Raw genomic sequence first — 24,932 nt, 5'->3', positions numbered from 1 at the left:
AGATTCTTGCAAAACTATTTGTGTTTTGCTATACTAATATGTAAAAGAATTGTTAAGATTGGAGAAGTGTATGAAAGAGAAGAATGAGGAGTTCATTCCCAGCTATGTAAAAATCCAGAATTTTATTTTGGAAAATATACAGCAGGGAATCTATTCTCCGGGGGATAAGATACCATCTGAAAATGAAATAGCCCAAATGTTCTCCGTCAGCCGGATCACTGCTAATATGGCAATTAAGGAATTGTCGATTATGGGGGTGGTGACCAGGCAAAAAGGAAAGGGGAGTTTTGTCAGCGATTCTTCCGACTATTCCACGTCCTCCAAGATGCTGGCCCCCAATCTTTTTCTAAAGCCTTTGGTTCCCAAGAAGCATTGCCTGGAGCGGACCATGGTGATCGAAGCATATCCGGAGCTGTTAGAAAAGTTTCATCTAAAGGAGCATGCGCTGGTGTACGAGATCATCCGTTCCGTTCAGCATCGGGGTCAGCTGATGGCATTGGATTTCAGTTATCTTCCCATTGACCTGACGGGATATCTTCCCATACAGTCGGATGAGATCACCAAGACCTGTCTTCATGACTACCTGCAAAAACACAGTGAATGCAATCCAAAGTATCTAAGTATGTATATTAATACTCCCCTGTATTCTTTTATGCACTATGATAAACTGTCATTTACAGATCAGGAAAATCTGATCTGCTGGACCACAGATATCCTGAATAAAGAGAAAAAGACAATTGCAACCACCTTCACGATTTCACCGGAGAATAAAGGAGAGACGCCTTTTATGACATTTTCCATTGGGTGATAAAGAGGATCCGGGAGCACGGCAATTGAAGCAGCATCTCACAGAGAACGTTTATATGACCTGTGAGGTGCTTTTTTGTTGTTAAAAAGTTGTTAATACATATATACAACTTGAGGTGGGTATAACATGGATTGATATTGAGGGTGTGTCAACCTCTTTTTATGGATAAAAATGTTCTTAAATTTATATATTATGACTATAATGAATAAAAAAACGTAAAATTTAGTGCAATATTTACAAAAAATCCATAAAATATTTGTCGATATTGAAGACCAAACTTATATAGACAAGTTGACTATTTGATGATATCATATTGCCAAAAGATGTATATACATTAAGTCAATAATATAAAAAGGAGGACATAGATGACAAGAGAGGATAGAATAAGGGCGGCCCTTGCAGGCGGAGAGGTTGACCGGCTTCCCTGCAGTGTGTGGATGCACCTTTCCGAGGTGGATCAGGATCCCAGATCCCTGGCGGAGGAGATGGTTTCCCAAAATGAGAAATATGATTTTGATTTTATCAAAATGATGCCCTTTGGCGCCTACTCCACCCAGGACTGGGGAGCTAAGATTAAAATTTACTGTGACCGCTATAAGGAACCGGTGATCATTGAACCGGGTATCAGGGAGCTGGGCGACTACGGTATGATCCGGCCTTTGGCAGCCACTCATGGAACCTGGGGCAAGACCCTGCAGGTCACCCGGCATCTTTCCAAGATCGTACCAAAGCACACGCCGTATCTGCAGACTATTTTCAGCCCGGCCACAACGCTTAAAAAGCTTACCAGCAACCGTCTGATACAGGATATGGTGGAACATCCCGAAGAAGTACATAAGGCGCTGCGGGCCATTACGGATACGACCATCAGCTTTGTGCAGGCCAATATTGAGGCAGGGGTAAGCGGCTTCTTTTTTGCTATTCAGACCGCGACCTATGATTTTATGACAGATGTGCTGTACGCGGAATTCTGTAAGCCCTATGATCTGGAAGTGATCAACAGCTATAAAGATAAGACATGGTTTAACGTGGTTCATATCCATGGATCCAATATCATGTACGATACGGTGAGCAAATACCCCTGCAACTGCATCAACTGGCATGACAGGGATACCCGGCCGGATATGAAGACAGCAAGGGAAACTGTTAAAAAGACCTTCCTGGGAGGAATACAGGAGGTTCCGAATATTATTAACGGTGTGTTGGATTACGACAGTTTCTTAAGGCGGAGCACACCGCAGCAGGTGATCGGCCATGTAAAGCAGGCAATCGCCATGGTGGATGGAAAAGGTCTGATCATTGGACCGGGATGCGTGTGTGATCCCAGGACGCCTGAGGAAAATCTCCACGCAGTAAGGAAAGCTGCTGAATTTTAACAGAACTGACAATCATCATACATAGGGTAATGGAGGTAAGGTATGGATTTAAAAAAAGGACAGGAAATTGAGGCCAAGGCGGAAGCCAAGGAATTTCCCAGTGGTTTGGTAATTATATGCGGATTAATTTTATTAGCGGCGCTGTTGACGTACATCATACCGGGGGGAGAGTATGTCAGGACTACCGTTGACGGAAGAGAGATGGTAGATCCCAATTCCTTCTCATATGTGGCAAGCCATCCGGCATCCCTGCTGGAAATTTTTACATCAGTGCCAAAAGGATTTCAGGCAACCAGCTGGATCTGCTTCCTGATCCTGATCGTAGGCGGAGCATTCAGCGTGATCAGTGATACAGGCGCTATCCAGGCAGCCCTGAATTCACTGTTAAAGAAAAGCAAGGGAAAAGACATTTTCTTTATTCCTGTTATTGTCCTGCTGTTTTCTATTGTCCCCACTTTGATGGGCACATTGGAGGCATATCTGGCATTTGTTCCTCTGGGAGTTATGCTGGCACGTTCCATGGGATTGGACGCATTGGTGGGAATTGCCATAACCGTGTGCGCGGGAGGCGCCGGCCTGGCAAGCGGAATCACGAACCCCTTCAACATCGGCGTGGCCCAGGGGCTGGTGGGGCTTCCTGTGTTCTCCGGTATCTGGTTAAGGATCCTGGCCTTTATCGGCTTTAATGTATCTGTTTCATTCTGGACCATGAAATATGCCATCATGCTGAAGAAGGATAAGAAGAACAGCTGGATCTATGATGTGGAGCAGCGTGCGGAGGGTTCCGACATGGTTGTGGAAATGCCGGAGTTCGATGCAAAAAGAAAACTGGTGCTTTTATCTGTTCTGGTAGGAATGGGCTACATCATCTATCTGGCTCTCACCGGCGGTGACTTTAAGAACGGCATTCCGGCCGTATTCCTGATGATGCTGGTAGTGGTTGGGATCGTTATGAAGTATTCTCCCAACGAGGTATTCCGCCGCTTTGGAAAGGGCGCTCAGGGAGTTGTGGGCGGTGTCCTGGTAGTGGGATTTGCAAAGGCGATCGCTTTGATCCTGGACAATTCCGGAACAGTGGATACCATTATCCATGCAGCGGTACAGATGTTAAACAATGCATCCGGCGTTCTCACGGCAGAGATCATGTACCTCATTGGCCATATCGGCAATTTCTTCATCATCTCCGATGCAGGACTTGCAACCGTATTGGTTCCCATCCTGTCCCCCATTGGAGACATGGCGGGAATCACACAGCAGACCGTATGTGCGGCTGCGATCCTGGGCGGAGCGCTGGGAAACATGATCATGCCTACTTCACCTCTGACCTCAGGCGCCATTGCCATGGCGGAGATTGATTACCGTGTATATTTAAGGTTTGTAATACGCATTTTCCTTACGAATTCCGTGTGGGCGGCCATCCTTGTGGCAATTGCAGCCATTGTTCAGATCGGGCCGTTTTAATAAAGTGCGCTTTCGGAGAATCCGCGGGTACACTAAAGTGCATTGGAGGAAAAAATGGAAAGAAATTCTGCATTATATAATCAATATATTGAGATCATAAAAAGAGAACTTGTGCCGGCAATGGGATGCACGGAGCCGATCGCTATTTCCTTTGCCGCGGCTGTGGCCGGAAAGCATCTGGGAAATCTGCCGGACCGCGTGACGGTGGAGGCCAGCGGCAACCTGATCAAGAATGTAAAAAGTGTGATCGTGCCCAATACAGACGGCTTAAAGGGGATAGAAGCAGCGGCGGCAGCGGGTCTGATCGCCGGAAATGCGGACCTGTTCCTGGAGGTGATCAGCCAGGTGACAAGCCGGCAAAAGGCGGAGATCCGCGAGTATCTGGACAGAAAGGTCATCAGCGTGGAGATCGCCAAATCAGATATTGTCTTTGATCTGATCCTCACAGCCTGGGCCGGGGATGACAAGGTGGTGGTCCGCATTGTAAATGAGCACACCAATATTGTTTACCTGGAAAAGAATGGGGAAGTCTTACTGGAAAAACCGTTCAGCTGCGGAGGTTCTGAGTCAGACGAGGAGAATGTGCTGACAGTGGACGGAATCCTGGATTTTGCCAAAACATGTGATCTGGAGGACGTGAGGGAGATCATCCGGCGTCAGATCAGCTATAACATGAAGATTGCAGAGGAAGGCCTTGACAATAACTGGGGAGCAAATGTGGGCAAGGTTATTTTAAAAACCAATGACCCCAAGGATGTCAGGATCCGCGCAAAGGCCAAAGCTGCGGCAGGTTCCGATGCACGCATGAGCGGATGTGAACTTCCGGTGGTTATTAATTCAGGAAGCGGAAACCAGGGGATCACGGCATCCGTGCCTGTGATCGAATATGCCGGGGAGCTTCACAGCACCCAGGAGGAGCTGTACCGTGCCCTGGTGCTCTCCAACCTTCTGGGACTCCACCAGAAAGCAGGGATCGGACGTCTGTCCGCTTACTGTGGGGCGGTAAGTGCCGGCTGCGCCGCGGGCGCCGGGATCGCGTATCTTATGCATGAGGATGATAGGGTCATCAAGCATGCCATTGTAAACTGCCTGGCCATTACCTCCGGGATCATATGCGATGGAGCAAAACCATCCTGCGCGGCAAAGATCGCGTCCTCCATTGACGCGGCGTTTCTGGCCCTGGAAATGGCCAGGGACGGCCAGGAGTTTAAGGGCGGGGACGGAATCGTAAAGAAAGGCATTGAGAATACGATCGTAAGTGTCTCAAAGCTGGGCAAGGATGGAATGAGGGAGACCGACAAGGAGATATTGCGGATCATGGTTGGGGATTGATCCCATAAATAAATTATATATGTTGCTGTTTGATTGGGCATGATCGCGTTTAATGAAGTAGTAGTAAGAAAACGATAGATGACCGTAGTTTAAAGCTGATCTATACTAAAGGCCTTAATTAATGGGGCTGTGAAAAAATGAAGTTGATTTAATTCCATTTTTCCACAGCCCTTCTATTTTTATCAACATGCAGGAGAACAGCTATAAAGAGCGCATACTTACCCTTACCCCAACAAAAGTATGCTTTTTCTTCTTTAAGCTACCATATATATTACAAATCATAATATTGGGTACAACATATTTAATGATAGGTTTAATTAATGATTTCACATATAGTTTCTGCGCAGACAAAATAGCTGGTTTTTTAGGGAAGTATTCTAAACGATGGATTGGACGAATTGGCGGTGTGGCGATGATTTGTACAGCATTGACAATATTGGTAAAGAGTATTGGTGTATAGCATCCGGCGATATGGAAATGGTTCCGTTTATAATTATTATGGTGTGGTTAAAGAAAATCTGGGATATTACAGCTCTGTTGGCGGCGTTAATATCGGGATTTAAGAAGACCTTGAATTTACATACTGCTTGAATGATTTTTACAACCGTATTCTACGATATATGATTAATTCATGAATGATGATGGTACAGGCCCGCTCCACACGGCGTTATTTTGCCTGGTAGCGGGCCGCCTTTGTTATTGTTATCTTCTATAATGTATGGTGTCTGTGGGCGGAAGATATAACTTAGAATGTAGCCATTACAAAAATTGTACATGCCTAACTCAGTACAAATTGATAAATATATGTTATTATATTACTATAAGTAATAGATATATAACAAGCTTTTGTCACTGTTTTGTCACTGGAAGAAAGGAATAATTTAGAATATAATCATAGTTACAATTAAAAATATGGTGGTTCTTTTCAGACGTTGAATTTGCTATATAAAGGGAGATTATATGAATAGAGAATTTATGAGAAGAAAAATACTGATAGCTGGTGTTTGTGCAACTTACCTAATAGCAGGATGTTCGCAAAATAAAGTGAATAACGATTCAGATACAGCACAGCCTCCCATAATTTCGGATATGGACACACCATCAACCTTATCCGAAGAAAACAATTTAGCAGACATTGAAACCACGCTAACCTCTTCTCCTCAAGATTCAGTGGAACCAGGACATGCAGAAGAGAGTATTACCGAAGGCCAATCCTCCAATAATGGGCTTACAGAATTAATATTGCTCCCCGAACACCCTGTCTTAAGCAAAGTACCGTTCTTTGCTGTGAGCTTAGGTGATGTATTATCTGGAGATTCGTATACGGAATCATACTCGGCAAAATCAGAACATGGATATCTGCATTTTTTCGAGGACACAGGAATTACTTATATTACGGGGGAGCCAAGCGGCACCATGGATAACAGTGTAAAAAGAATTCGTGGTGTTATTATCACCGATGAAACATACAAATTTTCTTGTGGCTTAAAAGTTGGAATGACTGTTTCAGAACTAATGGATATGCCGGTTCTATTTAATGATAGTTCATTAGTAACTATGATGAATTATTCTTATCTTCCTTTAGTAAAGGATAAGATGGATTATGATAATATTTATATAACGTCCATCGTTATGGAAAGAGGAAAAGATTATACCTATCAGGGGCTTGTCTACTCATATATAAAGTGCCAACTTCTGGCATTTGTTAAAGATAACAGAGTGATTGCTGTTTCTGTTGATGATGCAGTAGGCAACCTACATGATTTTTCAATCACAGAACTTTTTGTCCCTGAACACCCTCTTTTTAATGACAAGTTCTTCCAATTTGTTTCAATGAAAGAACTTAAAGAGGAGTTTCCTGATTTTCAATATAGGGGGACGCACGAAGGGACAAATGCCACAACTACTTACTATTATACGCCTGGAATGGAGTATGCAACACTTGGGGGGATGGATGGGGGTGTGACTGCAATTTTAATTACGGATGGAACATACTCCCTGGGGTGCGGTTTGCAGGTGGGGAGTGATGAATCTGAAATACTGAAATTCTGTTATCCTGACGTTGAAGAGTGGTTTCCCGGTGGTGATTCCATGTCGGTCGTAGATATCTGGAATGTCGAGGAGGTAAACAGTATTTTCCATAGTATAGACTATGATAAAATATATGCCATATCCATGTTAAACTTTAATCCCTTTGAATTTAGAAAGCAATATAGAGATTTGGGCTATGAAAAACAGGCAGAATTATTTAGCGGTGGTCAAAGTTCGATGTTGATTTATGTGAAAGGTGGGAGAATAGTGGCGCTTGGTACCAGCTTTTAATTTAAAAAAATATTTTTGATTTTGTTTCTATTTTTGGATTATTGCCTTATTTCATATGATGTTGGCAATGGCATTGAAGTAAACGGAAGAACTTTTACTATATCCGGGATTTACGAAGAGTTTGGAGCCCCGTGGATTGGTTCAAACTCCTTTCGCCTTTTTTCAGAAGTAGACGGAATGTTCTGATTATGATGTCAGGAGGATTAGTATTAGTTGTACAGATTTTCGCTTTGCTTCCATGCTATATTTTTCTGAAGAGAAGCAGTATTATTCAATTGCTGAAGTAGTTAATAATATTTGGAGATATAGTGTAAACAAAATCCCTGACCCTACAGACGATAATGAACAGCCGTAGCTGCAGCAGAAACGCAGTTAGGGCTGTTTTTTCAAAAATCCTGTCGATATTCTTTCTTCTTAACTCCCGATTTCTTTCCTGGAAAACCCCCAGTATTTCTATAATGTTTTATTCGGCTTAATACACGGTACAGTTTTTCTATGTTTCAGTTTATCAGCATATATCAATTGGTTTCGCTTCTGCTGCAATTTCATTGATATTAGTAAAATCATGCTCTCTTATGTCTCAGGAGCTGAAGGAGGATAGACCTCTCAGAAATTGTTTTTGTATAAGTTATTCTTATTAAAAGGATTAGTAACCTGAATTGCTCCATTATGAAAAATAAAGTATAAAAGATATAGGAGGGATTCAAATTATGAAGACATTAATCGCATACTTTTCAAGAAAAGGAAATAACTACGTAAACGGCACGATTAGAAGCCTGTCTGTAGGCAACACAAAAGCTGCAGCAGAAATGATTGCAAAACTCACCTGTGGGGACCAGTTTGAGATTGAACCGGCTATACCGTATTCGGAAGATTATGATGAGTGCACCAGACAGGCGCTGAAAGATTTGAAAAGCGGCGCCCGTCCAAAACTCAGACGGAAGCTGGATAGTATTGCAGAGTATGATGTGATTTATCTGGGATATCCGAACTACTGGGGAACTATGCCGGTACATGTATTTCTCTTCTTGGAATCCTATGATTTTTCAGGAAAGATAATTATGCCGTTCTGTACACATGAGGGAAGCGGAATGGCGAACAGCGAAATTGATATCAGGAGAATCTGCCCGGGCGCGAAGGTTGAAAAAGGACTTGCAATCCACGGTGCTGATGTACAACGGGCAGGGAAAGCAATAGAGAAGTGGGTTTGGATGTTTCAAAATGGAGGACGATAAGGCATGAGTATCACAGAAAATGCTAAAAAATACCATGAGAAAATGTTTCCGGGATATCACTCCAGTTTTTTTGAGACGGATCCGGAGTTTATAGAACGGTTTGATAACTTTGCGTTCGATGAAGTGGTAAACAGTGATGACTTAGATGACCACACCAGAATGATAGCAATTTTAGCAGTGCTGATTGGCTGTCAGGGAATAGATGAGTACCGCGCCATGCTGCCGGCTGCCCTGAATTTTGGCGTAACCCCGGTGGAAGCAAAGGAAATGGTCTATCAGGCAGTTGCCTACTTAGGAATCGGCAGGGTATTTCCATTTCTCCATGTGGTGAATGAGACACTGACGGAGCATGGAGTGAATCTGCCGTTAGAGGGGCAGTCCACGACCACCACAGAAAACCGGCTGCATGGCGGCATTCGGGCACAGGTGGATATTTTCGGAGAGGAAATGAGGGATTTCTGGAAGTCCGGGCCGGAGGAGAGCCGGCATATAAATCTGTGGCTGACAGATAACTGCTTCGGTGATTACTATACCAGGACAGGTCTGGATTACCGCCAGCGGGAAATGATTACGTTTTGCTTTCTGGCGGCCCAGGGAGGCTGTGAACCACAGCTCACCAGCCATGCGTCCGCCAATATGAGAATTGGCAACGATAGGTCATTCCTTATTAAGATTATTTCCCAATGTATTCCGTTTATTGGGTATACGCGCAGCTTAAATGCGCTGCGGTGCGTCAACGAAGCGGAAATGGCAGGGTAATAAAAGCAGAATTGTAAAAGCAGAGATGGACCTCCGATGCTTCTTGACCCGCTTTTCCGGTCAAGAAGATGAGCCGTCCTGAACAGTTACAACTGCACACAATGAAAGTGAGGAGAAGAAATGGACAAATGTACATGGCTGATCACAGGCGTGAGCAGTGGATTTGGATACGAGATGACAAGGCTTTTGCTGGAAAACGGAGAAACCGTTGTAGGAACTGTGAGAAACAGGGAAAAGGTTAAAGAACTGACGGAGAAATACCCGGTTACCTTTGACTGCCGGCTCCTTGATGTGACGGATGTGGACGGAATCCATGAAATCGTAGACGCAGCCTTTACAGAGCACGGAAAGATTGATGTCGTTGTGAACAATGCGGGTTACGGCTTATTCGGGGCGGCAGAGGAGCTGACCGATGAACAGGTAAACCAGATAATCGCCACGAATCTGACCGGCTCGATTATGGTAATCCGTTCAGCCCTTCCCTATCTGAGGAAACAGCAGGGGGGCAGGATTATCCAGATTTCCTCCTACGGCGGACAGGTGGCGTATGCGTCCAATTCCATGTATCATGCCACAAAATTTGGAATTGAAGGCTTTTGTGAGTCCGTGGCCCAGGAGGTTGCGGAGTTTGGCGTAGGCGTGACAATTGTGGAGCCGGGCGGGGCGAGAACGGAGTTCCGTTATGGGAGCGCAAGGGTTGCAAACCTGATGCCCGAATATGAGCATTGCCATGGATTTTTGAATATGCTGGACCCGGAAAACGGACTGGCGCCCGGAGACCCGGTGGAAATGTCCAGACGCATCATTGAGAGTGCGGATTTGACGCTTGCGCCTATGAGAATGGTGCTTGGCTCACAGGCATTGAAAGCCACTATTGAACGTTTGGAGGAACGCGTTGCAGATTATAAAACACAGACGGAGCTGGCGGCTTCTACTGATATTGTAACTGTTCAGGACGGTCCATCTTCTTGACCGGAAAAGCCGGTCAAGAAGCATCGGATGTCCATCCGATGGGAAAATAGGTGCAAAAACGGTCTTATAAGCAAGCTTAACGCCCGCTTTTGCACCTATTTTCCCGCCGTCCTGAACTGTTACCTGATATTCAGGAATAGGAGGAATCCATGTTCAGAAAAAAAACAGCGGGTGTCTTTGCGGCGGCAATGGTACTTGTACTGGCGGTCAGCGGCTGTTCCCAACAGGCGGCAGCGGAAACCGCAGCATTGGAATTTGAAGGCACACAGGAAGAATTGAATGAGGAAGAAGCATTGCCGGCAGGGGAAAGGAATTCAGCTATCACGCCGGAGCCCCAGCCTACGGAAATAACAATTACTGCCGGGGAACAGGTCATTACGGCTTTGCTGGAGGACAGCAACACGACCCGGGATTTTCTTGCCACCCTGCCCCGAACCCTGACAATGAATCAATACGGAGGCCGTGAATATTATGGCAGGATCGAGTCAATGAGCGAAGAAGGGGAGGCAATTCCTGATTTTGAAAATGGGGATGTAACTTACTATCCCGCAGGACCCTCTTTGGCCGTATTCTTTGCAGGTGAGGAACAATCCAGTCAGGGCGGGCTGATACGAATGGGAAAAATCACTTCGGATTTATCTGTTTTGGCGGATCTAGGTGATACCGTTGAAATGCAGATTGCAATAAGCGGGTTATAGGAGGTGAAAATATACAGAATTTTAAACGGTAAAAACAAATCTGGCATAAGGAGAGAGATTTCATGAAAAAAACATTACTGTTAGCAATGATTTTCGCGGCGCAGCTATCTGTTACTGCGTGCAGCGGAGGAACCGGAACGGAAACCGCAGAGGCAGCTGCGGAAATAGAAGCAGGAACAGCCGCTTTAACAGCGGATTCAGAAACAGAAAATCCGGATATGTCAACTGGAGCAGCGGAGCCGGGAGTACAGAGGCAGGAGGAACCTGTTTTGGCAGAGATAGCTCCGAATCAGCAGCCGGCTGTTACTGTAAGTCAGGGAGCAGAGCAGACAGGAGAAGCGTCACACAGTTCCGTTCTGGTCGCTTATTTCTCCCGGGCAGAGAATATTGGCGGCACACCTTCCGTGGATGCGGTTTCCTCCGCAAGCATTAACATCCGTGACGGAGAAGTGGTCGGGAATATGCGCGCTATGGCAGAGGTAATTCAGGATCTGACCGGAGGAGATATATTTTCCATTCAGACTGAGCGCAGCTATTCCCAGAATTACCGTGAGTCCACCAATGAAGCAAGGGCGGAATTAAATTCTGATGCAAGACCGGCGCTGGATGCCCATGTGGAAGATATGAGCTTGTACGATGTGGTTTATGTGGGCTACCCTAAACTGGAGTATGGTTTTAATTGTGTATCGTGTGTATTAAGTGGCATTTTTAAGAGTGATAGAACTGTATACACAGACATCTGTGCTTTATGTGTATGTTGTTTACATAGATAATATAATGACAAGGAAGGAGGATAACGGATGAAAAAAAGAGTAATAGCAATGGTGCTGACAGGGATGATGGCAGTTGGTCTTTTGGCAGGATGCAGTACAGCTTCCTCAGATAGTTCGTCAGAAACAGATTCTCAGACGGAGCAGGAACAAGTCACCAAAAGTTCATCTACAGAGATGGAAAGCACAGAGTCAGAGGGCGATCTGGAAACCACAAGCAGCGAGAGCGAAACAGAAGCAGAAGCAGAAGGAAAGGCATTGGTGGTCTACTAATCGGCAACCAGAAATACGAAAGAGGCCGCCGGCATGATTGCGAATGCAACGGGTGGAGAGTTATTCGAGTTGGTACCGCTTGATCCATATACCAGTGAAGATTTAAATTATTCAGATGACAACAGCCGTGTATCCATGGAGTATAAAAATGAAGATCAACGGAATGTAGAACTGGTTTCAACCACGGTTGATGATTGGGATTCTATTTCCAAAGTCTATATTGGCTATCCAATATGGTGGGGGCAAGCCGCATGGCCGGTGAACAGCTTCATTACTTCCAATGATTTTACCGGAAAAACGGTTATTCCGTTCTGCACTTCTGCCTCCTCCAGCCTGGGAAGAAGCGGGGTGCTGCTGGCAGAGATGGCTGAAACAGGAGACTGGCTGGAGGGGATGCGCTTTAACTCCACGGTTTCTGAGGAGGAAATACAGGCATGGGTAGATGGTTTAGGTTCGTGAGATCTGGAACTTAAAGTTTTTGAAAGTACAGATAGATTTTCTCAGTGTCAGATGGTGTTTGAGTTGCCAGAAATAAGGACCAGAGGAATGAAAGGCTGATAGATGAGAGTGGTTAGTTTCTTCGTGATTTGCGAAAGACGAGCCTCTCTTTTTTGATATATTGAATATTTCGATTTTAAATACTTAAGATAATGAGAGTGTATTAAATATATATTCGGGCAAATTCCTGCATAGGGATAACAATAAGATACCGCATTTAAAAGATATAAAAACTTTCCACACACAGTCTCGTCACTCAATAAATCATCTTTATTTTTTCATGATTACCTCGACTTATTATTTATTTGTCGTATAATGAGAGTATAAAAATTATAAGGAGTAATGTTGTGGGTAGAGGTAATGACGCAATACCAACATGGAGTGGGTTCAATTATCAAGGGAAAATGATGTTATTGTATGTCCTAGAGTTAATAAATCAAATAGACAAAGATAAAGGCAAAGGTATAGATTCCTACTCCGTTGAACTAGAAAAAACAGAGGATTTTTGTATTATTTGTGATGCGGAATATAAATCATTTCATCAGGTTAAGGCTTATTTGTCTAAAAATAAATGGAATAGTTATAGTGAAGCGATGGACAAATTATTGAAACATAGGTCTGAATTCAGTAATCCGACAGCAAAATGCTATCTTACAGTTGCAAAGGAAATAAAAGATTGGAATGATGCATCTAATACATACAGTGCAAGTATTGAATTATATAAAAGATCATCAAAAGTGGTGAGTGTATGTGATGTCAAGAATGAAATAAATACAGAAATCTTATTATATTTGAGAAGTAGAGGATACTCTGACAAGGTGGCAGAAGTTGTATATGCGGAGTTATGTTTGTTTTTAGACGATAGTATCGCAAAAATGCATAAACAGGTTTTAAAAAAAAGAAAATATGTAATAGATTTTTCGGATATTATAGGAATTATGGAGTCTGCCGTCGATAAAGAAGATGTGCGAAAAGAGTATTATTTGAAAGAAAAAATTTACGAATATGTTATGCAAAATATTGAAAAGGCCTTGAATAATTTATGCCAAGATGAATGTGCAACTTCTTTAGAAAATTGTGATAGAATATGTGCTGCCAAATGTGGGTATGAAAAAATAGCTGGAATTGTTGATTATGGTCAGTTTTGCAAATTACTTAATCCGAGTAAAGTAGATGGGTGGGAGAACGAATTGACCTTGGTAGAAAATCTTTCAGTCGATAAAATTCAAAGTGAAATTTACGAATTGTTGTATCAAAGTAATACCCCAGAAAAAGTTACAGGGGATAATTGTGGGTTATATTTACAATCGAAGTATTCACAAGCACCAAACAGACAGGTCATACCTACGTTTTTAGATCTTACACGTGGTGCTAGGAAAGAACAAGCGCTACAAAGTATTTTTCAAAATATTGTTAATAATACAGATATTATTGATATATTGGCAGGAAATAGTATTACGATTATTCCGGGAAGTTATTCGGGAACTTTATCCCAAGCACAAATTACATCCGGCTGGAAAAATAGTTCTCCAGATAAAGTGGGTGGATATTATAGAGATATAGAATTAATTTCGGTTCAGGAATTGAAAGAAAAATTTGAACAAAATGGAGGTAATCATGATTAGTACTATATTGGATATAATCCGTTTATTAAATGGAGGAAATGTTATTCCAATGCAAAAAGATAAAGATACAAAGATTGACTTATATAATGATAAAGTGCAACTATTTGTGGATGTATCAGGAGAAGAAAGTAAGTATTACTATTTTTCAGAACTTGAAATAGATGATGAGAATCGGGATAATTTGGCAGAGATTGAAGATGCGGCACTGAATAGCGATGCATATGCAGTTATAGAAAAGCCGAAACCAAGCGATTCTTATATGATATTGTTCTGGAAGGTGGAGCATATAGAGGAAACATTGTATCCATATATCATAAAAATTGAAGAAAATGAATTTTTTTATAAAAAATATGTGTTCTATTATACGGAAAAAGAACAGCAGTGTTTCGAAAAATGGTGCGAGTCATTGAAAATCAATGGGAAACCAATGCTTGATACAGTATTAGAAGAGGTACAGTTCTTGAATGATGAATCGGAGCAGGTACAATTTTTAACTCGTTTATTAAGCAAAGTTCCATTTTTTAATCCAATCTTTCCAAAGGCAGTTATGAATGATTTTGGTGAAATGGTAAGACAAAAAATAGATGGAATACGGAAACAAAAAAAGAATGTTGAAATGATAAATGATATGTTTATAAAATCAATAGAAGAAGAATCTTTTGATGTAGAAGTATTGTCTGATATAATATATCAAAAAATATTGGAGGAGTAATTGGATGGGATATACATTTAAGAATCTATGTATTAGAAATTTTAAGTATATTACAAGTAATAAACCCTTAAAATTCGATTTTATGAGTAGTAATATTGTAATTTTAGATGGTCAAAATGGATATGGTAAAACTACATTATTTGATGCTATTGAAGTTTTGGTGACCGGGAAAATAAAGCATTTTAACCCTAGTTTACAAAATAGGAAGACAGAAACCTTAGGAACTCTGGCAAATGATATAAATAAGGATATAGTTATATCAGCAATTTTATCATCTGATGTTTCAGATGAAATATACGTAGAAAGAAAACTTTTATGTAAAAATGAGTTTCAGAGTATTATCACACTTAACAACCAAGAAATTAGCCAGGAAGAATTATACGATAAACTTCATTTGAGTTCAAATATGTTTGATATAGGTACATATATTTCTCAAAGTGAGTCTTTGGATTTTTTACAGAACAAGTATAAAAATAGAAAAGATTCTGTATCCTCTCTTTTAGATGACACAGAGATAACAGATAAAATCCAGGTGCTGAAATCTGTTCAGGAAAGTATTATGGGAAGAGTAGAAAAAGAAATTGGGGATAAAGAAAAACAAATAGATGAAATAGGTAAAAAAGTAAATGAGATAAAACGTCAGGCAGAGCATATTGTCTTGAATGCGGAACTGCCAGGAGAAAATATACGATTATTTGACGAAGCTGAATACAAATTTGATGTTATAAAATTGGAACAAGGAATTGCATATGAAACGGTTGTTCAGCAGCTTAAACAAATTGAAGGATTTATAGAAAACTATGATGAATACATTCGATATAAAAATAATGCTATTATAAGGGAATTGAAAGAATCACCGAAACAATTATATATGGCATTGTTTTATCAACAGGAGATTGAATTACTTAAAAAAAAAGAAAGTCTCATAAAAGCGTTAAATAAGAGTAAAGAATTATTGATGGATTATACCAACAATGTTTGGTCAGTAGATGAAACATTGTTCAATAAAATTAAAATAAAGCCAGAAATTGTAACACAAATAAAAACATCATTATTGAACCAGAAAAAAGAACAAAGTCAATTGGATGATGCAGATAAAGTTCTGGCACAGATGACAAAAGCAAGAAGGGGACTAATTAAGGAATTTTATAATGCTGCGGAGTCCGGAAAGTTTAATAAAAGCAAATGTCCATTGTGTGGAACAGAGTTTGCGGATATAGATGCAGCTATTACAGAAACGGAACAATTTATAAAAAATATTCATACAGATGGCATAAAAATAATAGAAGATCTTGAAACACAAATAACAAACTTATTTCAAAAAGAAATTATCCCTGTATTGAAAGCATTTCTTGAGGAAAATAGAGTACTAATAAAAATGGATGATACTTTATCAGGATGTAAAAATCTATCAGTGGAGAAATTACAACAGTTGTTGAATAAAGTAAAAATACCAGAGTTTAAATCTCAGGAGATTAAAAAGTTTGATATTGAAGAATTTTCTCAACAATATGAAAACTTGTTGAAAGAACTTCAAGAAAAGGAAGTACCAAATAAAATTATTTTTCAAGAAAAGCAAATTGAATTGTATAAATCGATTCATAATACCTATTATCATAATGAAAAACCTTATCACACGGTGAAAGAGTTGCAAAGCAAAGAACAATATGTTGCAAAGTTATTTAATGATAATCTTTCTATACGGCTTTCTACCGAAGAAACACGACTAAAAAAACTAAAAGATAATTATGAGGAATACAAAAAGAAAACAGATTCCATGACAGATGCAGTAAAAACATTGATTAGTAAATATGAAGATGCGAATAAAGAATATCAAACACAGCTTCTAAATGCAATTAAAATTCCATTAATGGTATATAGCGGAAGAATTATACAAAATTATCCATTGGGTTTGGGAATTAGAGCAATCATTAAAACTAATCAGTTAGTATTTGAGGCGGTTTCTAAGAGTGGAAGTGATGTTTATAATATTTTGAGCACAGGACAATTGAATGGTCTTTCAATTGCATTTTTGCTTTCAATAAAAAATGTGTATGGTGATACAAAAGGGCTCGATATTTTACTGATAGATGATCCACTTCAGACAATTGATGACATTAGTGCGATTTCACTTGCGGATTTGTTGACACAGCAGGGAATAGGGCAAATTGTATTGTCTACGCATGAAGAGGCGAAAGCAGCATTGCTTCGGTATAAATTTAAACGTGCAGGAATGAGGGTTTTAGAGCAGAATATGCGAGAACTCTATATGAAAACAGTGACAGAAGATTGATGGTGATTTGGCGGTTCTTCATACCATAGTATTAAAATTTGTAATATTTCTGTTGAGGACATTTTAGACAGAAACAAGATATACTTTACGTTAGGTCAATTTGGAGGAAAGTGAATGGCAGAAAATCAAAACACAGAATGGAAAGAATCCTGGCGTGATGAGTATTTGAAATGGATCTGCGGTTTTGCAAATGCTCAGGGCGGCAAGATATATATTGGAACCGATGACAACGGTAACGTCATTGGTGTGCCAGACAGCAAAAAGCTGTTGGAAGATATTCCAAATAAAGTGCGAGATATCCTTGGCATTATCGTAGATGTCAATCTGCTGACCCAGGATGGAAAAGATTACATCGAAATATATGTGAATCCAAGTAGCTATCCGGTTAATTATAAGGGAGAATATCATTATCGCAGCGGCAGTACAAAGCAACTACTCAAGGGAGCCGCCTTGACGGAATTTTTACTGTCTAAAACGGGATATAAATGGGACGCAGTTCCGGTGGATGGTGTTACAGTTGAAGATCTGGATAAAGAGAGCTTTGATATTTTCCGGCGGGAAGCTCTGCGCAGCGGTCGTATGATGGAAAATGATTTGAACATGAGCAACGAACAGCTTCTGGACAGCCTCGGCCTTCTTGAGCAGGGGAAGCTAAAACGAGCAGCGATTCTTTTATTTCATCGTAATCCGGAAAAATGGGTAACGGGTGCATATATTAAAATTGGATATTTTGGTAAAGGATCTGATCTGCGCTATCAGGATGAGATTCACGGCTCCTTGTTTATACAGGCGGACAGGGTCATAGAATTGATTTATCTGAAATATATGAAAGCCATCATATCTTATGACAATGTCACCAGAATTGAGACCTATCCTCTTCCGAAAGCGGCAGTTAGGGAAGCGGTATATAATGCAATTATCCATTCTAATTATGCGGCCTTAGTTCCAATACAGATTAGGATACATGAGGATGCGGTATACATCAGTAACGATTGTGTTTTTCCGGTAGGATGGACAGTAGAAACTTTGATGGAAAGACATCGTTCACAGCCCTATAACCCCAATATAGCTAATGGGTTTTTCCGGGCAGGATATGTGGAAACGTGGGGACGAGGAATCGAAAAAATCTGCGAGACGTGTAAAAAACATGGTGTTCCAATGCCGGAATATACACTTCATTTAGAAGATATTATGGTAAAATTTACACCTTACATGGGCGTTAAAGTGCCAAAAGGACAAAATGGCACTTTGGATGGCACTTTAAATGGCACTTTGGAAGAAAAAATAATATTTGTGATAAATAAAAATCCGTATATAACGCAGCTACAGATTGCCCGCACACTTGATTGCTCCGAACGTAAAATAAAACGTCTTATGAAAACGATGCAGGAAGATGGAATGATTGAGCGTCTTGGTGGACGTAGATCAGGACAATGGGTTGTTAAATAGCATTTTACTCAGAGAAAAAGATATGAAGAGAAAACTTCCGCTGAATCAGGAAATCTATCTGCCGGAATATTACAGTGATACTGTCGCCAGAACCTTTGAAAAAGAGTCCGAACAGGAAATCCTATACTGGGATTTTAGCAAAGCTCTTGACGAAAAGGTCAAGATGCAGATAGAAATACTTCTGAATGAGATTGTAAAATCAATAAAAAACAAAGCAGAGAGACGAAACGGGTACTTGCTTCCGCTCAAGTGCCTGTTTTGTTATACTGAAAAAAGCGGAATGAGAGATATTATGAAAATGGAGTTGGATCAAGAGCAGGAATACTTTTGTATGCTTAAAGAGGAATATGGCAATCCTTGTTTGAGTCCAAAAAAAATTATCTTTTTCTGCCGTAAGGTATTATTTCTGAAAGCGGAGGAAATATATTGGGATGCTAATGTCTGGTTTACGGAAAGACTGAATATTTCGTCAGAGAGATATAGCCGAAGCAATGCCATTGAAAGTTTTTCTTTTTTAGATATTCATTTCAACGATAATCGTCAGAGCCTGCAAAGATACCTGAAATATCTTTTGACGGTCACTTCTTTAAATTTAGGAACCATTCGTATTCACCATACTTATATCAAGGAGTTCTTGAGGTTTTTGGAAGAGCGTGAAAAGAACATAACAGGTATTGAGCATAATTCGGTAGAAGAATATTTAAAAAGATTATCTATGCAGCATATCTCTGCCGAAAGTTATAATAACAAGCTGAGGGTTATTTCGTCATTTTTGCACTATCTGCAGGTAACAGATTGTATCGACGAGTTTTCTAATCCGATTCCCCTGTATTATAAGAAGAGCTATCCGGCCGTAAATGAAATTGATAATCTGGATCGAAAACTGGATTTGTTAACAAGCCATCTCGGAGAATTTCCAGACAATCTTCGTATTATGAGTCTTATTCTTCTTACGACAGGTATCAAGAAGGGACAGCTATTTCTTTTGAAAAATGCGGATTTTTACTACGAAAATGAGAATAGCTGGCTGAAGGTACCGGATACCACCAGAAGCATACCGATTCCAGATGTTTTGCACTGGCTTGTCCTGAAATATTCGGATAGAAATCACATATCTGTGGAAAACCAGCTTTTCCTGAATAACGGGAAAAAGTTTACGGCAGAAAGATTTCAAAATGCAATTATGAAACAATGCAGAAGGTCTGGTATATTGACAGATGAGTATGTGTTTAAAGGGAATGGCTATCAAAAAGAAGTATGCAAAGCATTGTATAGAAACGGTACTTCTATTCAGGTAATCCGTGATTATATGGGTTATCAAACGGATGAAATGGTAAAGAAACATATCGGATTGCTGGATGAAGAACTGGTGAAAAAGTCGATGGAGTATTATGCAAAGATGGAAAGCAGCCTGGGAGGAAATTTGTTAATGGCAAAATACGATAAGATGAATGAGAAAAATCGCCAGGAAAGCAGAAGAAAAATAGAACGTGCTGTTGAAGAGATTCGCAGAGCTTCTACAGAAGGTAAAAATCTATCGGTATCTGAACTTTCACAAAATACAGGACTGTCCAAGGGTTTCTTTTACAAAAATGAAGAAGTAAAGTCTGTGTTGGACGAAGAAAGAGAAAAGACAGATCAAGGAAAATTGGCGCAGATTAAACGGGAAGTCCGCGAGAAAAGTATGGAGAAACAGGTGGAAATCTACCAGAATGAGATAAAAAAGTTATTGGAAGAAAATGAACGCCTGAAAAAAGAGAATATAATGCTGACAAGAAAAGTGGAAAAGCTGTCAATGAAGTAGATGATTAGATGTTCAGAAAGCGGAGACTAAATAGAAATAGCAAAAAGTGTGTATGCTGTTCAAATGCTGATAAATAAAGGGTTACACTACATAATACAAGTTTTATTATCCTAAACTGGTGGGGGACAACACCAATGGCAGTTTCCAGCTTTTTGGAGGAATACGACTTTTCCGGTAAAACCGTAATCCCGTTCTGCTCCCATGAGGGAAGCGGTCTGGGAAGCGGAGTGTCCGTGATCCGTGAGCTGTGCCCGGACGCAACCATCTTAGATGGCTATGAGGTTCGGGGCAGCAGAGCAGCCGATGAGGATACTGCGGCAGGCATAAAAGAGTGGATGCAGAAAATCGGGCAGACGGCAGAGGATTAAAGCGCAGGCAGCAGAATTGAAAAGAGAAAACCAAAGGCAGGTACGACATGAAGAACCGGACGAAACTGAAACGTATCACAGATATTCTGATGACCTTTATCCTGTTTGGTCTTATGGCGTTCCAATACACAGGGGAGCTGGCCCATGAATGCCTGGGAGCTGCCATGCTGTTCCTTTTTCTTACTCACAACTTTCTAAACCGCGGGTGGTACCGTTCCCTTGGAAAAGGGAAATACAATGCCTTCCGTATTCTGCAGGCGGCGGTAAACCTGCTTCTGCTGGCAGATATGCTAGGCATGATGATGTCCATGGGGAGAAAGCTGTCGGGAAGGGAACTGCCCCGGATAGTTGTCTCCGCCCTGCGGGCCGCTGCGTTTCTGATTGCATGTAACGGCGTAGTGTCCTTCTGGCAGCAGGGATTTTATGTATATCTGTTTCTGACCAACGAATTTTTAATCTGGGACAGCTGGCGGACTGCTTTCCAATTTCTGATTCAGGAGGCGTCCATTATGGGAACCTGCATATTCCTTACCTATTATGGAGGGAAGATGCTGCAGAAAAAGCAGAGAGTTACCAAGGTACAAAAACTATAAATCATCACAAAGGAAAAGGAGGAATTTTATGAAGAAAAAAGGATACTGGCAGCAGCCATGGGTGCTGCGCTGGCAGCTTCACTTGCGGGCTGTGCAGGCGGTTCATCTGCTGCAGCGACACCGCAGACGCAGGCAACAGCAGATACAGCGGCAACGGAAGAAACATCAGAAGAAGCGGCAGAACAGACAGGGGAAACAGCGGTATCGGCAGACACGGGAACACTTACGGTAAACGGCGGAGCGGAGATTCCCATATCCTCCCTCGAATACCGGACGGACTCCCAGGATGCGCCGGTGGTCTACTTTATCTCCGACATAACTCCGGAGGCCCTGGTGGGAATTTATGAAGCCCTGGGATGGGAGCCGACCGGGAACGTAGCGGTAAAGATGTCAACCGGTGAGCCGCCTGCCAGCAACTATCTGCGTCCGGAGTTGGTTGGAAATCTGGTTCAGTCCGTGGATGGGACCATTGTGGAGTGCAATACAGCCTACGGCGGCTCCCGGGCAGAAACCGCCATGCACTACCAGGTGGCGGAAGACCATGGGTTCACGGCAATCGCCGATGTGCAGATACAGGATGAAAACGGCTCCATGTCCATTCCGGTTGAAGGAGGAACCCGCCTGAGTGAAAACCTTGTGGGCGCCGCATTTGGAGATTACGATTCCTATTTGGTCCTGTCCCACTTCAAAGGCCATGGCATGGCAGGCTTTGGCGGGGCTATCAAGAATATATCCATCGGTCTGGGGTCCAGTGAAGGGAAAAACTGGATTCATACCGGCGGCACAAGCAGAACCAGCTTTATGGGGGGCGAGCAGGACGCATTTCTGGAGGCAATGGGGGATGCGGGGAAATCCGTGTCCGATTATCTGGGAAATGGTGAGCGTATTACCTATATCAACGTGATGAACCGGATATCCATTGATTGTGACTGCAGCGGCAACCCTGCGGAGCCGGATATCCATGATATAGGAATCCTGGCCTCCAATGACCCGGTGGCGCTGGATCAGGCATGTATCGATCTGGTATCCCATGCAGAGGGAAATGAAAGCCTGATGAACCGGATTTCTGACCGGAACGGCATCCACACACTGGAAAATGCGGAGGCAATCGGCCTGGGCAGCCGGTCATACCAGTTGGTAAATATGGATAATTAATTACTGTGGTCCGCTGCCGGGCGCATGAAGGTTTACTTCGTAATTGCTACCAGCCTGCATTTCTGGTAAACTGTCAATAGCACAGTATAATCCGGGAGGTGGTATATCCATGCTGTTAAGACAGATGAAATATTTTATTGCAGTTGTTGAATGTAACAGCTTCACGGAAGCGGCGGAGCAGATGTTTATCTCCCAGTCCGCCATTTCACAGCAGATACAGGCGTTGGAAAAAGAGCTGGGTGTGACGCTGATACGGAGGGAGAACCGGAAATTTTCCCTGACCCCGGCAGGAGAATATTTCTACCGGCACAGTAAGGGGCTGCTGGATGAGGCAGAGCATCTGCGCCATGAGACAATCCGGCTGGGGCAGGATCATGAGCTGAAACTGCGTATCGGATACCTGCGCTGTTACAGCGGGCAGGAGCTCCATCAGGCGGTTGCGGAGTTTTCGGAGACTTACCCGGAGGTGTCTATTGACATTGTAAACGGAACCCATGAGGAACTGTATGATCTGCTGCGGTTCGGAGGTGTTGACCTGGCTCTCAGCGACCAGAGGCGTGCATTTTCTGACGAGTATGTAAATTTCCAGGTGTTACAGTGCGACTGCTATGTGGAGGTGTCCAGCCGCAGCAAAATCAGCTCCCGGCCATACATAGAGCTGGGGGAACTCAGAAAGATACCCTGCATCCTGATTTCATCAAAGGAGCAGCAGAATACCGAGCAGGAATATTACCGGAGTACCCTTGGCTATGGCGGGAACTTCCTGTTTGCGGAGAATCTGGAGGAGGGACGTCTGATGGTGATAGGAAACCGGGGATTTCTGCCAATAGAAAGCGTGGGGACGCTGCCGCCGGGCGCCGGTATTATCCGTCTGCCGCTGCTGAAAGCCGGAACACCGGTAAAGCGGAATTTCTGCGTATTCTGGCGTAAGGAAAACTCCAATTATTATATTGAGGAATTTGCTGATATCCTCCGCAGGCTGATTCATTTGACAGTATCATGACCGAGAGGGTATGCCCCGAAGGACCGCATCTGTTTAGACAGGTGCGGTTTTGTGCGTCCATCAGTCATCATAAGTATTACTTATCATGTTCATTACCAATTAAAATTGCTGTTTTTTCCTGATTCGATAAAATAGAAGTAACAGTTCAGGACGGCGGGAAAATGGGTGCAGAAGCGGGCGTTAAGCTTGCTTATAAGACCGTTTTTGCACCCATTTTCCCATCGGATGGACATCCGATGCTTCTTGACCCGCTTTTCCGGTCAAGAAGATGAGCCGTCCTGAACAGTTACAAATAGAAGTATAAGAAAAGCATGGCTGGAACAGAGCATAAAAACCTGTAAGCGCAGATAGGAGAAATTAAGTATGAAAAAGCGGACACTTGGAAAATCTGGTCTTCTGGTATCGGAAGTGGGGCTGGGGTGCATGGGACTCAGCCAGAGCTATCCTCCCTTTCCTGATAAACAGGAGGCAGTCACCTTTTTAAGGCGGGCGGTGGAGTTGGGAGAAACCTTTTTTGACACCTCGGAACTGTACGGCATATACCGGAATGAGGAACTGGTGGGGGAGGCCCTGGAGCCTGTCCGGGAGCAGGTGGTGATTGCAACGAAGTTCGGCTGGAATATCCGGGACGGGAAGGTATTGGGCCTGGACAGCCGCCCGGAAACCATAAAGCGGTCCGTGGACGGTTCCCTGAAACGTCTGAAGACGGAATACATTGACCTTTATTATCAGCATCGTGTAGACCCGTCAGTTCCCATAGAGGAGGTTGCGGGAACCATGAGGGAACTGGTAAGCCAGGGTAAAGTCCGGCACTGGGGGCTTTCAGAGGCCGGCGTGAATACAATCCGCAGAGCCCACAGGGAATGTCCGGTTGCCGCCCTGCAAAGTGAATATTCCATGTGGTACCGAAGGCCGGAGACAGACGTGATGCCGGTGCTGGAGGAACTGGGGATTGGCTTTGTTCCATTTAGCCCGCTGGGGAAAGGGTTCCTGACAGGCACAATCGATGAGACGATATTATTTTCGGAACAGGACGTCAGGCGATCCATTCCACGGTTTCAGGACCGGCAGAACCTAAAGACAAACCTAAAGCTTGCCCGGGTAATCAGACGTTTTGCAGAAAGCAGGGAGCTGTCTTTGGCCCAGGTTGCCCTGGCATGGCTGTTATCCCGCAAGTCTTGGATTGTGCCGATACCCGGAACGAAGTCAGAGGCGAGACTGATGGAAAACATGAGCGCGGCTTATGTGGAATTAAACATGGAAGATTTGGAGGAGCTGGATGCAATCCTTGGTGCATATCCGGTAATGGGGGAACGGTATTCCACGGAAATGCTGGAGCTTGTTGACAACTAAAGAGGGCACAGTGGGATTTCCAGCCTTCCAGCCGACCGTGAGGCAGGGCATCAATCAAATGCCATCTTCTTGT

At 42.7% G+C, this 24,932-nt stretch carries 22 protein-coding genes and 1 pseudogene; all 23 read left to right on the top strand.

Going from position 1 to position 24,932, the window contains the following annotated elements; genetic code table 11:
• The first annotated feature begins 70 nt into the window (after window positions 1-70).
• The 23 genes and pseudogenes from HMPREF9469_RS05690 to HMPREF9469_RS05585 all read left to right on the top strand — a co-directional run bounded on the left by HMPREF9469_RS05690 (window position 71) and on the right by HMPREF9469_RS05585 (window position 24,859).
• Window positions 71-808: a GntR family transcriptional regulator gene (locus HMPREF9469_RS05690; RefSeq protein WP_007860040.1), complete on the top strand. Its 738-nt coding sequence runs from the start codon at window positions 71-73 to the stop codon at window positions 806-808.
• 365 nt (window positions 809-1,173) lie between these two features.
• Window positions 1,174-2,184, top strand: a complete 1,011-nt coding sequence (locus HMPREF9469_RS05685; protein WP_007860039.1) for a uroporphyrinogen decarboxylase family protein — start codon at window positions 1,174-1,176, stop codon at window positions 2,182-2,184.
• A 42-nt stretch (window positions 2,185-2,226) separates the two neighbouring features.
• A complete protein-coding gene (locus tag HMPREF9469_RS05680; RefSeq protein WP_007860038.1) occupies window positions 2,227-3,645 on the top strand; it encodes a YfcC family protein in 1,419 nt (472 codons plus the stop codon).
• 54 nt (window positions 3,646-3,699) lie between these two features.
• Complete coding sequence (locus tag HMPREF9469_RS05675; protein WP_007860037.1) at window positions 3,700-4,977, top strand: L-cysteine desulfidase family protein; 1,278 nt, start codon at window positions 3,700-3,702, stop codon at window positions 4,975-4,977.
• Between the two features lie 384 nt (window positions 4,978-5,361).
• Window positions 5,362-5,568 carry a hypothetical protein gene (locus HMPREF9469_RS05670; RefSeq protein ID WP_038292822.1) on the top strand — a complete coding sequence of 69 codons (207 nt, stop codon included), beginning with the start codon at window positions 5,362-5,364 and terminating at the stop codon, window positions 5,566-5,568.
• Between the two features lie 369 nt (window positions 5,569-5,937).
• Window positions 5,938-7,299, top strand: coding sequence for a hypothetical protein (locus HMPREF9469_RS05665; RefSeq protein WP_007860036.1), 1,362 nt, complete (start codon window positions 5,938-5,940; stop codon window positions 7,297-7,299).
• A 710-nt stretch (window positions 7,300-8,009) separates the two neighbouring features.
• Window positions 8,010-8,534 carry a flavodoxin gene (locus HMPREF9469_RS05660; RefSeq protein WP_007860035.1) on the top strand — a complete coding sequence of 175 codons (525 nt, stop codon included), beginning with the start codon at window positions 8,010-8,012 and terminating at the stop codon, window positions 8,532-8,534.
• A 3-nt stretch (window positions 8,535-8,537) separates the two neighbouring features.
• Window positions 8,538-9,293 carry a carboxymuconolactone decarboxylase family protein gene (locus tag HMPREF9469_RS05655; protein WP_007860034.1) on the top strand — a complete coding sequence of 252 codons (756 nt, stop codon included), beginning with the start codon at window positions 8,538-8,540 and terminating at the stop codon, window positions 9,291-9,293.
• A gap of 120 nt (window positions 9,294-9,413) precedes the next feature.
• Window positions 9,414-10,265, top strand: a complete 852-nt coding sequence (locus tag HMPREF9469_RS05650) for an SDR family oxidoreductase (RefSeq protein ID WP_007860033.1) — start codon at window positions 9,414-9,416, stop codon at window positions 10,263-10,265.
• 149 nt (window positions 10,266-10,414) lie between these two features.
• Window positions 10,415-10,963 carry a cyclophilin-like fold protein gene (locus HMPREF9469_RS30560; RefSeq protein ID WP_007860032.1) on the top strand — a complete coding sequence of 183 codons (549 nt, stop codon included), beginning with the start codon at window positions 10,415-10,417 and terminating at the stop codon, window positions 10,961-10,963.
• Window positions 10,964-11,025: 62 nt separating this feature from the next.
• Window positions 11,026-11,736, top strand: coding sequence for a flavodoxin (locus HMPREF9469_RS30555; RefSeq protein WP_007860031.1), 711 nt, complete (start codon window positions 11,026-11,028; stop codon window positions 11,734-11,736).
• Window positions 11,737-11,763: 27 nt separating this feature from the next.
• Complete coding sequence (locus HMPREF9469_RS32795; RefSeq protein ID WP_007860030.1) at window positions 11,764-12,006, top strand: hypothetical protein; 243 nt, start codon at window positions 11,764-11,766, stop codon at window positions 12,004-12,006.
• 12 nt (window positions 12,007-12,018) lie between these two features.
• A pseudogene (locus HMPREF9469_RS32790) lies at window positions 12,019-12,465 on the top strand (flavodoxin); the annotation flags it as partial.
• A gap of 386 nt (window positions 12,466-12,851) precedes the next feature.
• Window positions 12,852-14,129, top strand: coding sequence for an ABC-three component system protein (locus HMPREF9469_RS05630; RefSeq protein ID WP_007860023.1), 1,278 nt, complete (start codon window positions 12,852-12,854; stop codon window positions 14,127-14,129).
• The gene (locus HMPREF9469_RS05625) at window positions 14,122-14,841 is read left to right on the top strand and encodes an ABC-three component system middle component 1 (RefSeq protein ID WP_007860022.1); all 720 of its coding nucleotides are present in this window, start codon (window positions 14,122-14,124) and stop codon (window positions 14,839-14,841) included. The genes HMPREF9469_RS05630 and HMPREF9469_RS05625 overlap by 8 nt, the downstream gene beginning before the upstream one ends.
• Before the next feature lie 4 nt (window positions 14,842-14,845).
• Window positions 14,846-17,134: an AAA family ATPase gene (locus tag HMPREF9469_RS05620; RefSeq protein WP_007860021.1), complete on the top strand. Its 2,289-nt coding sequence runs from the start codon at window positions 14,846-14,848 to the stop codon at window positions 17,132-17,134.
• 114 nt (window positions 17,135-17,248) lie between these two features.
• Window positions 17,249-18,583 carry an RNA-binding domain-containing protein gene (locus tag HMPREF9469_RS05615; protein ID WP_007860020.1) on the top strand — a complete coding sequence of 445 codons (1,335 nt, stop codon included), beginning with the start codon at window positions 17,249-17,251 and terminating at the stop codon, window positions 18,581-18,583.
• A complete protein-coding gene (locus HMPREF9469_RS05610; protein ID WP_007860019.1) occupies window positions 18,537-20,387 on the top strand; it encodes a DUF6262 family protein in 1,851 nt (616 codons plus the stop codon). The genes HMPREF9469_RS05615 and HMPREF9469_RS05610 overlap by 47 nt, the downstream gene beginning before the upstream one ends.
• 104 nt (window positions 20,388-20,491) lie before the next feature.
• Window positions 20,492-20,755, top strand: coding sequence for a flavodoxin (locus tag HMPREF9469_RS05605; RefSeq protein WP_322746749.1), 264 nt, complete (start codon window positions 20,492-20,494; stop codon window positions 20,753-20,755).
• 47 nt (window positions 20,756-20,802) lie between these two features.
• Window positions 20,803-21,348, top strand: a complete 546-nt coding sequence (locus tag HMPREF9469_RS05600) for a hypothetical protein (protein ID WP_007860015.1) — start codon at window positions 20,803-20,805, stop codon at window positions 21,346-21,348.
• A gap of 57 nt (window positions 21,349-21,405) precedes the next feature.
• Window positions 21,406-22,503, top strand: coding sequence for a DUF362 domain-containing protein (locus tag HMPREF9469_RS05595; RefSeq protein ID WP_007860014.1), 1,098 nt, complete (start codon window positions 21,406-21,408; stop codon window positions 22,501-22,503).
• Between the two features lie 109 nt (window positions 22,504-22,612).
• Window positions 22,613-23,506: a LysR family transcriptional regulator gene (locus HMPREF9469_RS05590; RefSeq protein WP_007860013.1), complete on the top strand. Its 894-nt coding sequence runs from the start codon at window positions 22,613-22,615 to the stop codon at window positions 23,504-23,506.
• A 363-nt stretch (window positions 23,507-23,869) separates the two neighbouring features.
• Window positions 23,870-24,859 carry an aldo/keto reductase gene (locus HMPREF9469_RS05585; RefSeq protein ID WP_007860011.1) on the top strand — a complete coding sequence of 330 codons (990 nt, stop codon included), beginning with the start codon at window positions 23,870-23,872 and terminating at the stop codon, window positions 24,857-24,859.
• The last annotated feature ends 73 nt before the right edge of the window (window positions 24,860-24,932 follow it).

Origin of the sequence: [Clostridium] citroniae WAL-17108, assembly GCF_000233455.1 — a bacterium.
Lineage (GTDB): Bacteria > Bacillota > Clostridia > Lachnospirales > Lachnospiraceae > Enterocloster > Enterocloster citroniae.
The sequence above is the reverse complement of the archived record's forward strand: the minus strand, read 5'-3'. Positions and strand labels throughout refer to the sequence as shown.

Bases quoted from the DNA above. Each gene is read 5' to 3' on its own strand.
- HMPREF9469_RS05690 (WP_007860040.1), top strand. From the start codon at position 71: ATGAAAGAGAAGAATGAGGAGTTCATTCCCAGCTATGTAAAAATCCAG.
- HMPREF9469_RS05685 (WP_007860039.1), top strand. From the start codon at position 1,174: ATGACAAGAGAGGATAGAATAAGGGCGGCCCTTGCAGGCGGAGAGGTT.
- HMPREF9469_RS05680 (WP_007860038.1), top strand. From the start codon at position 2,227: ATGGATTTAAAAAAAGGACAGGAAATTGAGGCCAAGGCGGAAGCCAAG.
- HMPREF9469_RS05675 (WP_007860037.1), top strand. From the start codon at position 3,700: ATGGAAAGAAATTCTGCATTATATAATCAATATATTGAGATCATAAAA.
- HMPREF9469_RS05670 (WP_038292822.1), top strand. From the start codon at position 5,362: ATGGATTGGACGAATTGGCGGTGTGGCGATGATTTGTACAGCATTGAC.
- HMPREF9469_RS05665 (WP_007860036.1), top strand. From the start codon at position 5,938: ATGAATAGAGAATTTATGAGAAGAAAAATACTGATAGCTGGTGTTTGT.
- HMPREF9469_RS05660 (WP_007860035.1), top strand. From the start codon at position 8,010: ATGAAGACATTAATCGCATACTTTTCAAGAAAAGGAAATAACTACGTA.
- HMPREF9469_RS05655 (WP_007860034.1), top strand. From the start codon at position 8,538: ATGAGTATCACAGAAAATGCTAAAAAATACCATGAGAAAATGTTTCCG.
- HMPREF9469_RS05650 (WP_007860033.1), top strand. From the start codon at position 9,414: ATGGACAAATGTACATGGCTGATCACAGGCGTGAGCAGTGGATTTGGA.
- HMPREF9469_RS30560 (WP_007860032.1), top strand. From the start codon at position 10,415: ATGTTCAGAAAAAAAACAGCGGGTGTCTTTGCGGCGGCAATGGTACTT.
- HMPREF9469_RS30555 (WP_007860031.1), top strand. From the start codon at position 11,026: ATGAAAAAAACATTACTGTTAGCAATGATTTTCGCGGCGCAGCTATCT.
- HMPREF9469_RS32795 (WP_007860030.1), top strand. From the start codon at position 11,764: ATGAAAAAAAGAGTAATAGCAATGGTGCTGACAGGGATGATGGCAGTT.
- HMPREF9469_RS05625 (WP_007860022.1), top strand. From the start codon at position 14,122: ATGATTAGTACTATATTGGATATAATCCGTTTATTAAATGGAGGAAAT.
- HMPREF9469_RS05620 (WP_007860021.1), top strand. From the start codon at position 14,846: ATGGGATATACATTTAAGAATCTATGTATTAGAAATTTTAAGTATATT.
- HMPREF9469_RS05615 (WP_007860020.1), top strand. From the start codon at position 17,249: ATGGCAGAAAATCAAAACACAGAATGGAAAGAATCCTGGCGTGATGAG.
- HMPREF9469_RS05600 (WP_007860015.1), top strand. From the start codon at position 20,803: ATGAAGAACCGGACGAAACTGAAACGTATCACAGATATTCTGATGACC.
- HMPREF9469_RS05595 (WP_007860014.1), top strand. From the start codon at position 21,406: ATGGGTGCTGCGCTGGCAGCTTCACTTGCGGGCTGTGCAGGCGGTTCA.
- HMPREF9469_RS05590 (WP_007860013.1), top strand. From the start codon at position 22,613: ATGCTGTTAAGACAGATGAAATATTTTATTGCAGTTGTTGAATGTAAC.
- HMPREF9469_RS05585 (WP_007860011.1), top strand. From the start codon at position 23,870: ATGAAAAAGCGGACACTTGGAAAATCTGGTCTTCTGGTATCGGAAGTG.